The 13872-nt window shown below is 71.1% G+C and carries 14 protein-coding genes; 7 read left to right on the forward strand and 7 right to left on the reverse strand.

Annotated features, from left to right (window positions below):
* Positions 1-62: 62 nt before the first annotated feature.
* Positions 63-1607: a S8 family peptidase gene (locus tag ACIGHB_RS16255; protein WP_399913583.1), complete on the reverse strand. Its 1545-nt coding sequence runs from the start codon at positions 1605-1607 to the stop codon at positions 63-65.
* 275 nt (positions 1608-1882) lie between these two features.
* Here ACIGHB_RS16255 and ACIGHB_RS16260 point away from each other — a divergent pair, with 275 nt between their 5' ends.
* The 3 genes from ACIGHB_RS16260 (at position 1883) to moaA (ending at position 5055) form a co-directional block, all read left to right on the forward strand.
* Positions 1883-2257 (forward strand): DUF485 domain-containing protein, encoded by a 375-nt coding sequence (locus ACIGHB_RS16260; RefSeq protein ID WP_360315593.1) that lies wholly within the window; start codon positions 1883-1885, stop codon positions 2255-2257.
* Positions 2254-3900, forward strand: a complete 1647-nt coding sequence (locus tag ACIGHB_RS16265) for a cation acetate symporter (protein WP_360315591.1) — start codon at positions 2254-2256, stop codon at positions 3898-3900. Before ACIGHB_RS16260 ends, ACIGHB_RS16265 begins: the two co-directional genes overlap by 4 nt.
* A 165-nt stretch (positions 3901-4065) precedes the next feature.
* Positions 4066-5055 (forward strand): GTP 3',8-cyclase MoaA, encoded by a 990-nt coding sequence (gene moaA / locus ACIGHB_RS16270; RefSeq protein WP_399913587.1) that lies wholly within the window; start codon positions 4066-4068, stop codon positions 5053-5055.
* Here moaA and ACIGHB_RS16275 read toward each other — a convergent pair.
* Both ACIGHB_RS16275 and ACIGHB_RS16280 read right to left on the reverse strand, forming a co-directional pair.
* Positions 5038-5274 (reverse strand): hypothetical protein, encoded by a 237-nt coding sequence (locus tag ACIGHB_RS16275; RefSeq protein ID WP_360315587.1) that lies wholly within the window; start codon positions 5272-5274, stop codon positions 5038-5040. The genes moaA and ACIGHB_RS16275 overlap by 18 nt on opposite strands.
* Positions 5275-5503: 229 nt before the next feature.
* Positions 5504-5848, reverse strand: coding sequence for a DUF3099 domain-containing protein (locus ACIGHB_RS16280; protein ID WP_360315585.1), 345 nt, complete (start codon positions 5846-5848; stop codon positions 5504-5506).
* Between the two features lie 169 nt (positions 5849-6017).
* Between ACIGHB_RS16280 and ACIGHB_RS16285 the strand changes: the two genes are divergently transcribed.
* On the forward strand, positions 6018-6293 hold the full coding sequence (locus ACIGHB_RS16285; protein WP_360315583.1) for a GlsB/YeaQ/YmgE family stress response membrane protein: 276 nt from the start codon (positions 6018-6020) through the stop codon (positions 6291-6293).
* A gap of 66 nt (positions 6294-6359) precedes the next feature.
* On the opposite strand, the gene tyrS is transcribed toward ACIGHB_RS16285, so the two are convergent.
* From tyrS to ACIGHB_RS16300, 3 genes are all read right to left on the reverse strand, one after another.
* A complete protein-coding gene (gene tyrS, locus ACIGHB_RS16290; protein ID WP_360315581.1) occupies positions 6360-7628 on the reverse strand; it encodes a tyrosine--tRNA ligase in 1269 nt (422 codons plus the stop codon).
* 51 nt (positions 7629-7679) lie between these two features.
* On the reverse strand, positions 7680-9074 hold the full coding sequence (locus ACIGHB_RS16295; RefSeq protein WP_360315579.1) for a metallopeptidase TldD-related protein: 1395 nt from the start codon (positions 9072-9074) through the stop codon (positions 7680-7682).
* Between the two features lie 91 nt (positions 9075-9165).
* Positions 9166-10689 carry a TldD/PmbA family protein gene (locus ACIGHB_RS16300; RefSeq protein WP_399913593.1) on the reverse strand — a complete coding sequence of 508 codons (1524 nt, stop codon included), beginning with the start codon at positions 10687-10689 and terminating at the stop codon, positions 9166-9168.
* Positions 10690-10954: 265 nt separating this feature from the next.
* On the opposite strand from ACIGHB_RS16300, the gene fabG reads away from it, so the two are divergent.
* The 3 genes from fabG (at position 10955) to ACIGHB_RS16315 (ending at position 13097) form a co-directional block, all read left to right on the forward strand.
* On the forward strand, positions 10955-11674 hold the full coding sequence (fabG, locus tag ACIGHB_RS16305; RefSeq protein ID WP_360315575.1) for a 3-oxoacyl-[acyl-carrier-protein] reductase: 720 nt from the start codon (positions 10955-10957) through the stop codon (positions 11672-11674).
* A 4-nt stretch (positions 11675-11678) separates the two neighbouring features.
* Positions 11679-12455, forward strand: a complete 777-nt coding sequence (fabI, locus tag ACIGHB_RS16310; protein WP_360315573.1) for an enoyl-ACP reductase FabI — start codon at positions 11679-11681, stop codon at positions 12453-12455.
* Between the two features lie 234 nt (positions 12456-12689).
* On the forward strand, positions 12690-13097 hold the full coding sequence (locus ACIGHB_RS16315) for a hypothetical protein (protein ID WP_399913598.1): 408 nt from the start codon (positions 12690-12692) through the stop codon (positions 13095-13097).
* Here ACIGHB_RS16315 and ACIGHB_RS16320 read toward each other — a convergent pair.
* Positions 13045-13746, reverse strand: coding sequence for an FCD domain-containing protein (locus ACIGHB_RS16320; RefSeq protein ID WP_360315569.1), 702 nt, complete (start codon positions 13744-13746; stop codon positions 13045-13047). The genes ACIGHB_RS16315 and ACIGHB_RS16320 overlap by 53 nt on opposite strands.
* Between the last annotated feature and the right edge of the window lie 126 nt (positions 13747-13872).

A 13872-nucleotide genomic window follows, 5' to 3' on the forward strand; every position in this document is an offset into this window, starting at 1 on the left:
GGACACGCGAAAGGGCCCCGGTGTGGCAGACCACACCGGGGCCCTTCCCCGCCGCTAGGGCGTCACCACTTGCGGACGGCTTCCAGCGCGTCCACCAGACCGGCTCCGTAGAAGCCGTTCTTGGCCTTGCCGCCCTCGCAGACGGCGTCGATCGTGCCGTCGCCCTCGATGTCGTACGGGTTGGTGCAGGCGCGGTCGTCGGCCTGCGCGTACAGCATCGCCTTGAGGGTGGTCGGGCCCGCCCACGGGTGCGTCGACTTCAGCAGCGCGAGCACACCGGCGGCGTGCGGCGACGCCATCGACGTACCGGCCTTGTAGTTGTAGCCGCCGTTGACCGTGGTCGACAGGATGCGGCCGTTGACCGCCGGGGCGTCCGGGGTCTGGAACTCGGTGCGGTCACCGCCGGGGGCGGCGATGTCGATGACACCGAGACCGTAGTTCGAGTAGGACGCCTTCAGGTCCTTGGCGCCGGTCGCGGAGACCGTCACGACACCCGGCAGCTGGGCCGGGAAGTCGAGGCACTCCTTCGGGTCGATGACCCGGTCGCCCGGCGTGGTGTCGTTCGGGCTGGAGTTGTCCAGGATCTCGTCGGCGGCGAGGTCGAACTTGGAGTTGCCGGCCGCGGCCACGTTGACCGTGCCCTTCTTCTCCGCGTACCGCGACGCCCGGGTGACCGCCTCGACGAGGGCCTTCTGGTCCTCGTCCGTCTTGCAGGCGAACATCCACGGGTCGGTGTAGTAGCTGTTGTTCGTGACCTCGACGCCCTTCTCGGCCGCCCACATGAAGCCGCAGACCACGGCCTCGGTGTAGAAGAAGCCGTCCGGGGTCGACACCTTGATGCCCGACACCTTGACGCCCGGGGCGACACCGGTGATGCCGATGCCGTTCTTGGCGGCGGCGATCGTGCCGGCGACGTGGGTGCCGTGGTCCGACTCGCCCGGGTTGGGGCGCCACGAACCGGGGGTGGTATCGGCCTTGCCGGAGACGCAGTTGGCGGACGCGGCGGTGTCGAAGTTCGGCGCCAGGTCCGGGTGGGTGTCGTCGACGCCCGTGTCGATGACGGCGACGGTCACCCGCTTGCTGCCGAGCGTCTTCTGGTGGGCCTTGTCGGCCTTGATGGCCGGGAGGTCCCACTGCAGGGGCTCCAGCGCGTCCTGCTCGTCCGTGGCGCGGGCCGCGGCGGCCTTGGCCTCGGCGGGCGACAGCGCCTGCGTGGACTCGCCGACCGAGTTGTCGCTCTGCACCGAGAGCGGGGCCGTACGGGTCGCACCCGCCGACACCACGCCGCGGGCCTTGCGGATGGTCGGGGCGAACGCCGGGTTCTGCGAGTGGACGACGATCACGCCTATCTGGTCGTACGCGACCACGACCTCGCCGCCGGCGGCGGCTATCGCCTTCTTCACCGAGGCGGCCGTCCAGCGGCCCCCCGCGGTGTTGACGACGTACGAGAGCTTCTCGCCCGTCGCCGCGGCGGTGGCGGCCGCCGGGGCATCGCTCAGTTCCGCGGCGGAGGCGGCGCCGGAGGGAAGGAAGCCGAGCGAAGCGGTGAGCGCGAGACCAGCAGGCAGAGCGAGTACTCGGCCGCGCCTCGATCCCAGATGAGCCATGGGTTCTCCACATCATCCGTATGTACTGCGCGCGCGCGGGGTTGCGCACGGGCAGGTGCATGACGAGTGAAGCTATCGCTGATCTTCCCCGGTCATCAATGAGTTGAGAAGACTTGATGAAGATTCCCGGGGGGAAATCCACTCGGCTGAACCACTTCGCATCCGGCTCCGTGCCGTTGAGCAGGGGAGGGGCTCCAGCAGGCGCCCCGCTTCCCGCACCCCCAGGTGAGGCCCCCTTGACCATGCCGTCCGTCCCCGCGTCACGAGGAGATTCCGTGGCTACCGAAGCACCGCCGCCGCCGAGAAAGGGCACCGAGGCCGACCCCGGTCCCGCCCGGCCCACCACGGAGCAGTTCGTCGAGGTCCAGCGGAGCGAGGAGTTCGGCGAGCTCCGCCGCACCTACCGCTCCTTCGCCTTCCCCCTGACGATCGCCTTCATCACCTGGTACCTGCTCTACGTCCTGCTCTCCAACTACGCGGGCGGCTTCATGGGCACCCGCCTCTTCGGCAACATCAACGTGGCGCTCGTCCTCGGACTCGGCCAGTTCGCCACCACCTTCCTCATCGCCTGGCTCTACTCCCGCCACGCCGCCCTCCGCCTCGACCCCAAGGGCGACGCCATCAAGGCCCGGATGGAGGGCGACGCATGAGCACCACCGCCCCCGTCCTGCTGGCCGCCGGCAACGCCACCACCGAGCACCGGCCGCTGATCATCGCCCTCTTCGGCGCCTTCGTGATCGCCACCCTCGCCATCACCGTCTGGGCCGGCCGGCAGACCCGCAGCGCCGCCGACTTCTACGCCGGCGGCGGCCAGTTCACCGGCTTCCAGAACGGCCTCGCGATCTCCGGCGACTACATGTCCGCCGCGTCCTTCCTCGGCATCAGCGGCGCCATCGCCCTCTACGGCTACGACGGCTTCCTCTACTCCATCGGCTTCCTCGTCGCCTGGCTCGTCGCCCTGCTCCTGGTCGCCGAACCGCTGCGCAACTCCGGCCGCTTCACCATGGGCGACGTCCTCGCCTACCGGATGCGCCAGCGCCCGGTCCGCACCGCCGCAGGCACCTCCACCATCGTCGTCTCGATCTTCTACCTGCTCGCCCAGATGGCCGGCGCCGGCGTCCTCGTCTCGCTGCTCCTCGGCATCACCAGCGACGGCGGCAAGATCGCGATCGTCGCCCTCGTCGGCGTCCTGATGATCGTCTACGTGACCATCGGCGGCATGAAGGGCACCACCTGGGTCCAGATGGTGAAGGCGGTGCTGCTCATCGCCGGCACCCTCCTCATCACCTTCCTCATCCTGCTGAAGTTCGACTTCAACCTCTCCGACCTGCTCGGCGCCGCCGCCACCAACAGCGGCAAGGGCGACGCGTTCCTGGAGCCCGGCCTCAAGTACGGCGTCACCGAGATCTCGAAGCTCGACTTCCTCTCGCTCGGCATCGCCCTCGTCCTCGGCACCGCCGGCCTGCCGCACATCCTGATCCGCTTCTACACGGTGCCGACCGCCAAGGCCGCCCGGAAGTCGGTCAACTGGGCCATCGGCATCATCGGCGCCTTCTACCTCATGACGATCGTCCTCGGCTTCGGCGCGGCGGCCCTGCTCAGCCCGGAGACCATCACCTCCTCCAACAAGGCGGGCAACACGGCGGCACCGCTCACCGCCCTGGAGGTCGGCGGCGGCGCCGGTTCCACCGCCGGAGCGATCCTCCTCGCGGTCATCTCCGCCGTCGCCTTCGCCACCATCCTCGCCGTGGTCGCCGGCCTGACCCTCGCCTCCTCCTCGTCCTTCGCGCACGACATCTACGCCAACGTGATCAAGCGCGGCCAGGCCACCGAGAAGCAGGAGATGCGGGCCGCCCGCTGGTCCACCGTCCTCATCGGCATCGTCTCCATCGCGCTCGGAGCCCTCGCCCGCGACCTCAACGTCGCCGGCCTGGTCGCCCTCGCCTTCGCGGTCGCCGCCTCCGCCAACCTGCCGACGATCCTCTACTCGCTCTTCTGGAAGCGCTTCACCACCCAGGGCGCGCTCTGGTCGATCTACGGCGGCCTGATCTCCTCCGTCGTCCTCGTCCTCTTCTCGCCGGTCGTCTCCGGCGGACCGGGCTCCATGTTCAAGGGCGTCGACTTCCACTGGTTCCCCCTGGAGAACCCCGGCCTGGTCTCCATCCCCCTCGGCTTCCTCCTCGGCTGGCTCGGCTCGATCCTCTCCAAGGAGGAGCCGGACGCCGGCAAGTACGCCGAGCTGGAGGTCAAGTCCCTCACCGGCGTCGGCACCGCGGCGGCGGTCCGGCACTGACCGCCGCGCATCCGGTCGTATACGGTCCGCGACGACCCGCCGGCCGCGTCGTAGAGTTCTACGACGCGGCCGGTCCCGTCCTCGTGACAATCGGCCCGTGCCCGGCGCCGGTGCGGTCACGTAGGCTCGAACGAGAAGCGAAACCTGGAGAAGGGGAGGGGAACCGTGCTCCTCGACACGTACGGCCGAGTCGCCACCGACCTGCGCGTTTCCCTCACGGACCGGTGCAATCTGCGCTGCACCTACTGCATGCCCGAAGAGGGGCTCCAGTGGCTGGCCAAGCCCGACCTCCTCACCGACGACGAGATCGTCCGGCTGATCCGGATCGCCGTCACCGACCTCGGCGTCACCGAGGTCCGCTTCACCGGCGGCGAGCCGCTGCTCCGCCCCGGCCTCGTCGGGATCGTCGAGCGCTGCGCCGCCCTGGAGCCCCGCCCCCGGATGTCCCTCACCACCAACGGCATCGGCCTCAAGCGCACCGCCGCCGCCCTGAAGGCCGCCGGACTCGACCGGGTCAACGTCTCCCTGGACACCCTGCGCCCCGAGGTCTTCAAGACCCTCACCCGCCGCGACCGCCACCACGACGTCCTCGACGGCATGGCCGCCGCCCGCGACGCCGGCCTCACCCCGGTGAAGGTCAACGCGGTCCTGATGCCGGGGCTCAACGAGGACGAGGCCCCCGACCTCCTCGCCTGGGCGATGGAGCAGGGGTACGAGCTCCGCTTCATCGAGCAGATGCCGCTCGACGCCCAGCACGGCTGGAAGCGCGACGGCATGATCACCGCCGGGGACATCCTGGAGTCGCTGCGCACCCGCTTCACGCTCACCGAGGAAGGCGCCGACGAGCGCGGCTCCGCCCCGGCCGAGCGCTGGGTCGTCGACGGCGGCCCCCACACGGTCGGCGTCATCGCCTCCGTCACCCGCCCGTTCTGCCGGGCCTGCGACCGGACCCGGCTCACCGCCGACGGGCAGATCCGCACCTGCCTCTTCGCCACCGAGGAGACCGACCTGCGGGCCGCGCTCCGCTCGGACGCTCCCGACGCGGCCGTCGCGGAGCTGTGGAAGAAGGCGATGTGGGGGAAGAAGGCCGGCTCGGGCCTGGACGACCCGAGCTTCCTTCAGCCGGACCGCCCGATGTCAGCCATCGGCGGCTGAGTCCCCGGCCCCCGTGGCCTCCCACTCCGCGAACGGCACGACGTCCTTCAGGAACCCCCGCACGCCCAGGAACTGGGAGAGGTGCTCACGGTGTTCCTCGCAGGCGAGCCAGGTCTTGCGGCGCTCCGGCGTGTGCAGCTTGGGGTTGTTCCAGGCGAGCACCCAGACGGCGCCGGCCCGGCAGCCCTTCGCGGAGCAGATCGGCTTCTCGTCACTCACGGGACCATTGATCACCGGAACATTGTCCAGCAAGGGCGATGCCGAGCAGCCACGGGGGGAGCTGCCCGGCATCGGTCCGTCGCTCCGACGGGGGATGCGGAGCGCGTACGCAGTATGTCACGGCACCCTGGGTGCGGTGCACCGGAACTTCATGATTGATTTGAGCTTTTCTTGAGGTTCCCGGCGGGGTCGCCGTCACGTCGCGTGACGGGGGAAAGGCCGGGTCCGGTCAGGCGTGTCCGTACGGACGTTCCGCTCCGGGTTCCGCCACGCCCTCGGTCGCCCCCAGGGCCGGCCGCACCGGCGCCGGCAGATACGCCGACGGGAGCGAGGGGGCGCTCTCCCGCCCCGCGTTCGCGATCACCACGGCGATGTACGGCAGCAGCACCCCGAGGGCCAGGGCGACGATCGCCACGTGCCGCTCCACGTTCCACAGCACCGCGGCGGCGATCACCGAGAGCGTCCGGACCGACATCGAGATGACGTACCGCCGCTGCCTGCCCCGGACGTCGTCCGCGAGCCCCTGCCGGGCCCCGGTGATCCGGAAGACCTCGGGTCCGCCTCGCTTCCGCATCGCGTTCCACCACCCGCCGCTCGCGCCGGACCCTCCCCGGCCCGGACCTCGCACCACGGTACGCCCACCGTCCGGGGGCGACGAGACCGGGGCACGTATGGAGTCGTCCGACATGCGCCGTATGGCCGATGGGCCGAGACTGGGGCCACATGCGCACGAGGAGGCGGCTATGAGTTGGTTGTGGGCGATCATCGTCGGTTTCGTCCTGGGTCTGATCGCGAAGGCGATCCTGCCCGGCAAGCAGCAGATCCCGCTGTGGCTGACGACGATCTTCGGCATTCTGGGCAGCGTCCTGGGCAACGCGGTCGCCGGCTGGATCGGCGTCGAGGACACCAAGGGCATCGACTGGACCCGTCACCTGCTCCAGCTCATCGGCGCCGTGGCCGTGGTCGGCGTCGGCGACATGATCTGGGCCTCGATCAAGGGCAACAGACAGCGCACCTGATCCGGGCGGAGCACGCCGGAGGCCCGGTACGGCGACCGATCGCCGTACCGGGCCTCCGGCCTGTGGCTACTGGCCCGCGTACTCGATCGCCGCCAGGTTCTTCTTGCCGCGCCGCAGCACCAGCCACCGGCCGTGCAGCAGCTCGCCGGCCTCGGCGACGGCGTCCTCGGCGGTCACCTTCACGTTGTTCACGTAGGCACCGCCCTCCTTCACCGTGCGGCGCGCCGCCGACTTGCTCGCCACCAGACCGACCTCGGCGAACAGGTCCACGACCTGGCCCAGCTCGGTCACGCGCGCGTGCGGCAGCTCCGAGAGGGCCGCGGCCAGCGTCCGCTCGTCCAGCTCGGCCAGGTCGCCCTGCCCGAACAGCGCCTTCGACGCCTCGATCACCGCGCGGCACTGGTCCGCGCCGTGCACCAGCGTGGTCAGCTCCTCGGCGAGCGCCCGCTGCGCGGCCCGCGCCTGCGGACGCTCGGCGGTCTGCGCCTCCAGCTCCTCCAGCTCCTCGCGGGACTTGAAGGAGAGGATCCGCATGTACGTGGAGATGTCCCGGTCGTCCACGTTCAGCCAGAACTGGTAGAACGCGTACGGGGTGGTCATCTCCGGGTCGAGCCAGACGGCGCCGCCCTCGGTCTTGCCGAACTTGGTGCCGTCCGCCTTGACCATCAGCGGCGTCGCCAGCGCGTGCGCCTCGGCGCCCGGCTCCAGCTTGTGGATGAGGTCGAGGCCGGCCACCAGGTTGCCCCACTGGTCGGAGCCGCCCTGCTGGAGCGTGCAGCCGTAGCGCCGGTACAGCTCCAGGAAGTCCATGCCCTGGAGCAGCTGGTAGCTGAACTCGGTGTAGCTGATGCCCTGCTCGGACTCCAGGCGGCGGGCCACGGAGTCCTTGGTCAGCATCTTGTTGACCCGGAAGTGCTTGCCGATGTCCCGTAGGAACTCGATCGCCGACATCCCGGCGGTCCAGTCCAGGTTGTTCACCATGACCGCGGCGTTCTCCCCCTCGAAGGAGAGGAACGGCTCGATCTGGGAACGCAGCCGGGTCACCCAGTTCGCGACCGTCTCGGGGTCGTTCAGGGTGCGCTCGGCGGTCGGCCGCGGGTCGCCGATCTGGCCGGTGGCCCCGCCGACCAGCGCCAGCGGCCGGTGCCCGGCCCGCTGGAGCCGGCGGACGGTGAGCACCTGGACCAGGTGGCCGACGTGGAGACTGGCCGCGGTCGGGTCGAAGCCGCAATAGAACGTGACGGGACCGTCCGCGAGAGCCTTGCGCAGGGCGTCCTCGTCGGTGGACTGGGCGAAGAGCCCACGCCACTTCAGCTCGTCGACGATGTCCGTCACGGTCGTCAGTCTCCTTGGATCGTTATGGGGTGACAGCCCAGTCTAGGCGGGTCAGACGCCCTTGCTGACCGAGCTCATGTTGAAGTCGGGCACCCGCAGCGCGGGCATCGCGGCCCGGGTGAACCAGTCGCTCCACTCGCGCGGCAGGGTCCGCTCCGTCCGGCCCGCCTCGGTGGCCCGCGACAGCAGGTCCACCGGCGACTCGTTGAACCGGAAGTTGTTGACCTCGCCGACCACCTCGCCGTTCTCGACGAGGTAGACGCCGTCCCGGGTCAGACCGGTGAGCAGCAGCGTCGCCGGATCGACCTCGCGGATGTACCAGAGGCAGGTCAGCAGCAGTCCGCGCTCGGTGGCGGCCACCATCTCCTCCAGCGAGCGGTCGCCGCCGCCGTCGAGGATCAGGTTCCCCGCCCCGGGCGCCACCGGCAGGCCGGTGAGGCCCGCCGTGTGCCGGGTGGTGATGAGCCGGTCGAGCGCACCGGCCCGCATCCACTCCACCGGACCGACCGGCAGACCGTTGTCGAAGACCGACTCGTCGTCCCCGGAGGCGTGTGCGATGACGAACGGCGCGGACTCCAGGCCCGGCTCGTTCGGGTCGCTGCGCAGGGTCAGCGGCAGCGGGGAGAGGGTCTCGCCGAGCCGGGTGCCGCCGCCGGGCCGGGAGAAGACCGTCCGGCCCTCCACCGCGTCCCGCGCCATGGAGGACCACAGCTGGTAGATGAGCAGGTCGGCCACGGCGGTCGGCGGCAGCAGCGTCTCGTACCGTCCGGCCGGCAGCTCGATCCGCCGCTCGGCCCAGCCCAGCCTGACGGCCAGCTCGGCGTCGAGCGCCCCGGGGTCCACGTCCTTGAAGTCGCGGGTGGAGCGCCCGGCCCAGGCGGAGCGGGTGCGATCGGGGGACTTGGCGTTGAGCTCCAGGGTGCCGTTGGGCTGGTCGTGCCGGAGCCGCAGCCCGGTCGAGGTGCCCAGGTACGTGGAGGTCAGCTCGTGGTTCGCGAAGCCGTACAGCTCCCGGCCGCCGGCACGCGCGCGTGCGAACGCCTCGCCGAGCGCCGGCGCGAAGTCGGCGAAGACGGCGGAGGAGGTCTCGGCGGGCGCGTCGGTGAAGTCGGGGGAGGAGGGCACGCCCTCCACCAGCGGCTGCGCGTCCTCGGCCGGCCCGGCCGCCCGCGCCGCCGCCTCGGCCGCACGGACCAGCGGCTCCAGGTCGTCGGCGGTCACCGCGGACCGGGAGACCACTCCGGAGGCGGTGCCCTCGGCGCCGTCCACGGTGGCGATCACGGTGAGCGTACGGCCCCTGGTCACGCCGTTCGTGGTGAGCGCGTTGCCCGCCCAGCGCAGGTTGGCCGAGGACTCCTCGTCCGCGATGACGACGCACCCGTCGGCCCGGGACAGCTCCAGGGCCCGCTCGACGATCTCGTACGGCTTGCTGACGCGGCTGTTCATCGACCGGCCTCCTGCGTCGTGTTGAGACTGTGCTTTCCCGGGGGGCGACCCCCGGACCCCCAGCAGAGGGCCCCGTACGTGGTGGACCTGGTCATCGACCCGCCTCCTGCGTGGTGTTCAGGATGTTGACGCCCCGGAAGAGGGCGGAGGGGCAGCCGTGCGAGACGGCCGCGACCTGGCCCGGCTGGGCCTTGCCGCAGTTGAAGGCGCCGCCGAGGACGTACGTCTGGGGGCCGCCGACCTGCTCCATCGAGCCCCAGAAGTCGGTGGTGGTCGCCTGGTACGCGACGTCCCGCAGCTGCCCGGCCAGCCGGCCGTTCTCGATGCGGAAGAAGCGCTGGCCGGTGAACTGGAAGTTGTACCGCTGCATGTCGATCGACCACGACCGGTCGCCGACCACGTAGATGCCGCGCTCCACGCCGCCGATCAGGTCCTCGGTCGACAGACCGCCCGGGTCCGGCCGGAGCGACACGTTCGCCATCCGCTGCACCGGCACGTGCGCGGGGGAGTCCGCGAACGCGCAGCCGTTGGACCGCCCGAGGCCGGTGAGCTTCGCGATCCGCCGGTCCAGCTGGTAGCCGACGAGCGTGCCGTCCTTCACCAGGTCCCAGGACTGCGCCTCGACGCCCTCGTCGTCGTACCCGATCGTCGCGAGCCCGTGCTCGGCCGTCCGGTCGCCGGTCACGTTCATCACCGAGGAGCCGTACACCAGCTTGTTCAGCTGGTCGAAGGTGGCGAAGGAGGTGCCCGCGTACGCCGCCTCGTAGCCGAGCGCCCGGTCCAGCTCGGTGGCGTGGCCGATCGACTCGTGGATGGTCAGCCACAGGTTCGACGGGTCGACGACCAGGTCGTACCGGCCGGCCTCGACGCTCGGCGCCCGCATCTTCTCGGCGAGCAGCTCCGGGATCTCGTCCAGCTCCTTGTCCCAGTCCCAGCCGGTGCCGGTCAGGTACTCCCAGCCCCGGCCGACCGGCGGCGCGATCGTCCGCATGGAGTCGAACTCGCCCGTGGTGCCGTCCACGGCGGTCGCGGTGAGCTGCGGATGGAGCCGCACCCGCTGCTGGGTGGTGACGGTGCCGGCCGTGTCCGCGTAGAACTTGTTCTCGAAGACCGTCAGGAGCGAGGCGTCCACGTGCGCCACCCCGTCGGCCCGCAGCAGCCGCGCCGACCAGTCGGCGAGCAGCGCGCTCTTCTCCTCCGCCGGGACGGAGAAGGGGTCGATCTCGTACGAGGAGATCCACACCTTGTCCGCGTGCACCGGCTCCGCCGCCAGCTCGACCCTCTCCTCCGACCCGGCCGCGGCGATCACCTGCGCCGACAGCTTGGCCATGGCCACGGCCTGCGAGGCCACCTTCGCCGCCCCGTCCATCGTCAGGTCGACCCCGGAGGCGAAGCCCCAGGCCCCGCCGTGCACCACGCGCACGGCGTACCCGAGGTCGGTGGTGTCCGAGGAACCCGCCGGCTTGGCGTCCCGCAGCCGCCAGGCGGCGCTGCGGACCCTTTCGAGGCGGAAGTCGGCGTGCTCGGCGCCGAGCGCGCGCGCCCGCGCGAGCGCCGCGTCGGCGAGCGCCCTCAGGGGAAGGGCGTGGAAGGTCGGATCGATCGCATGGACCACGAGCGGCCTCGCTCTCTGCGTGACGGGAACCTGCTGCGGTTGACGGGCAACCGGAAGTGAATCACGCCGCGTCACGCTCTTCGGCGCATTTACCGATGACGGAGGGCGGCATCCGGGGCTCCGCCGCACCGCCCCCGGACCGGCTCGCGTCTGTAGGGACCCGACAGTGACACCCTCACGCCACTGTCGGAGGCCGATTCCCCATGAGGAGGACCGTACCGATAGGTTTTCGAGGTACCAGACCGCTGATCGAAAGGGTGATCCGTTGAGCCGCTCGGTTCTCGTCACCGGAGGAAACCGGGGCATCGGCCTCGCCATCGCCCGCGCGTTCGCCGAGGCGGGCGACAAGGTCGCGTACACCTACCGCTCGGGCGAGCCGCCGGCCGAGCTCGCCGAACTGGGCTGTCTCGCCGTGCGGTGCGACATCACCGACGGCGAGCAGGTGGAGCAGGCGTACAAGGAGATCGAGGAGAAGCACGGCCCGGTCGAGGTCCTCGTGGCCAACGCCGGCGTGACGAAGGACCAGCTCCTCATGCGCATGTCCGAGGAGGACTTCACGTCCGTCCTCGACACCAACCTCACCGGCACCTTCCGCGTCGTGAAGCGCGCCAACCGCGGCATGCTCCGCGCGAAGAAGGGCCGCGTCGTCCTGATCTCCTCGGTCGTCGGTCTGCTGGGCTCCGCGGGCCAGGCCAACTACGCCGCCTCCAAGGCCGGCCTGGTCGGCTTCGCCCGCTCGCTCGCCCGTGAGCTCGGCTCGCGGAACATCACCTTCAACGTCGTCGCGCCCGGCTTCGTCGACACCGACATGACCGCCGTGCTCACCGACGAGCAGCGCGCGGGCATCGTGTCGCAGGTGCCGCTCGGCCGCTACGCGCGGCCCGCGGAGATCGCCGCGGCCGTGAGGTTCCTCGCCTCCGACGACGCCTCGTACATCACTGGAGCCGTCATTCCGGTTGACGGCGGATTGGGCATGGGTCACTGATCACATGAGCGGAATCCTCGAAGGCAAGCGCATCCTGATCACCGGTGTGCTGATGGAGTCCTCCATCGCCTTCCACGCCGCGAAGCTGGCCCAGGAGCAGGGTGCGGAGATCATCCTCACCGCCTGGCCCCGGCCGACGCTCACCGAGCGCATCGCCAAGAAGCTCCCCCGCCCCGAGGCTGTCAAGGTCCTGGAGCTCGACGTCTCCAACGACGAGCACCTCGCCCGCCTGGAGGGCCAGGTGCGCGAGCACCTCGGCGACCGCATCGACGGTGTCGTCCACTCCATCGGCTTCGCCCCGCAGGACGCCCTCGGCGGCAACTTCCTGAACACGCCGTTCGAGTCGGTCTCCACCGCCATGCACGTCTCGGCCTTCTCCCTGAAGTCGCTGACGATGGCCGTGCTGCCGCTGATGAGCGAGGGCGGCTCGGTCGTCGGCCTCACCTTCGACGCGAAGTTCGCCTGGCCGCAGTACGACTGGATGGGCCCGGCCAAGGCCGCCCTGGAGGCGACCAGCCGCTACATGGCCCGCGACCTGGGCAAGCAGAACATCCGCTGCAACCTGGTCTCGGCCGGTCCGCTCGGCTCGATGGCCGCCAAGTCCATCCCGGGCTTCTCCGAGCTGGCGAGCGTCTGGGACGACCGCTCCCCGCTGGAGTGGGACCTCTCCGACCCGGAGCCGGCCGGCCGCGCCATCGTCGCGCTGCTCTCCGACTGGTTCCCGAAGACCACGGGCGAGATCGTGCACGTCGACGGCGGGCTGCACGCGATCGGCGCCTGACACCGCCCGCACCGCATCGGCCGGGGCCGGGTGCGCGTCTCCGTGGGGACGCGCACCCGGCCCCGGCCGTTTCGCGGCTGCGCCGTTTCCCTGCCCCGGCCGTTTCCCTGCCCCGGCCGTTTCCCTGCCCCGGCTGTTTCCCGTCCCCGGCGCCCCGACTCGAAAAGTCGGGCGGATCACCGCAGACTGGTCGAAGCGTGTCGTTCCGGCTACTCACGGGGAGGAGGTACGGGCATGCGCACGCTCCAGCGCGGCTTCGCCGCCTACGCCTCGGTCGCCGCCCTGCTCCTCGGCACCGCCGTCGCCGCGGAGGTCCACGCGGCCCCCGCCCCCGCGGAGGAGCTCGCCGTGACCGCCCCGTCCGCCGACGGCCCCGAGGACTTCGGCGCCTCCTGCCACACGGTCGTCGACGGCAGCCGGGTCACCGCCCACTGCCGGAACCCGTACCCCCGCACCGACCGGATACGGCTCCACGTCGAGTGCGACCCCTGGTGGGACCTGGACACCGACAGCGCGCCCGTGGACGTCGCTCCCGCCGACCACGCCACGGTGACCGCCCGCTGCTGGAAGGAGGTCCGCTCCGCGTGGGTCACCCACGAACCGGCCGCGGATCCCGCTCCTCCCGCCCGCCCAGGCACATGAACGGATAGCCGGCCGCCTCCTCCGCCGCCAGCTCCGCCTCCCCGCTCCGGATCGCCTCCACCAGCCGGGCGTGGTCCATGTGGTTCTCCGGCCGCAGCACCTGACCCACGTCGTCGCGCAGCCACTCCCGCAGCAGATCGCCCAGGTCCGCGTAGAGCTCGGTCAGCACGTCGTTGCCGGACGCCGCCACCACCGCGTGGTGGAAGGCCGCGTCCGCCGTCACGAACCGCTCCGCGTCCCCCGACTCCCACGCCTCCTCGCGCCGGGCCAGCAGCGCGTCCAGCTGCTTCAGGTCCCGCTCCGAGCGGCGCCGCGCCGCGAACCGCGCGGCGGCCGACTCCAGCGTGGAGCGCAGCTCGGCCACGTGCCGCGGATCGGAGCCGGCGAACCGCCGGTGCATCACCCCGGCCAGCTCGCTCGTCGCCGCCACATAGGTGCCGGAACCCTGCCGGATGTCGAGCAGCCCGTTGTGGGCGAGGGCGCGGACCGCCTCGCGGACCGTGTTGCGGGCCACGCCCAGCTGCTCGACCAGCTCCGGCTCGGTCGGGATCCGGGAGCCGACCGGCCACTCGCCGGACGTGATCTGGTTCCGCAGCTCGGCGATCACCTGGTCGGTCAGACCGGTGCGCCGGGGGTGCCCGAGGGCCATGGAGAACTCACCTTCCGGGGTGGGTCAGCGGTACGGGTTCAGGTACCGGTTCAAGTGCGGGTTCAGGTACCGGTTCGAGTACGGGTCAGGTACTCGTTCAGGATTGGACAACCAATCATCCCATGA

Source organism: Streptomyces sp. NPDC085460 (assembly GCF_044541975.1).
GTDB lineage: Bacteria > Actinomycetota > Actinomycetes > Streptomycetales > Streptomycetaceae > Streptomyces.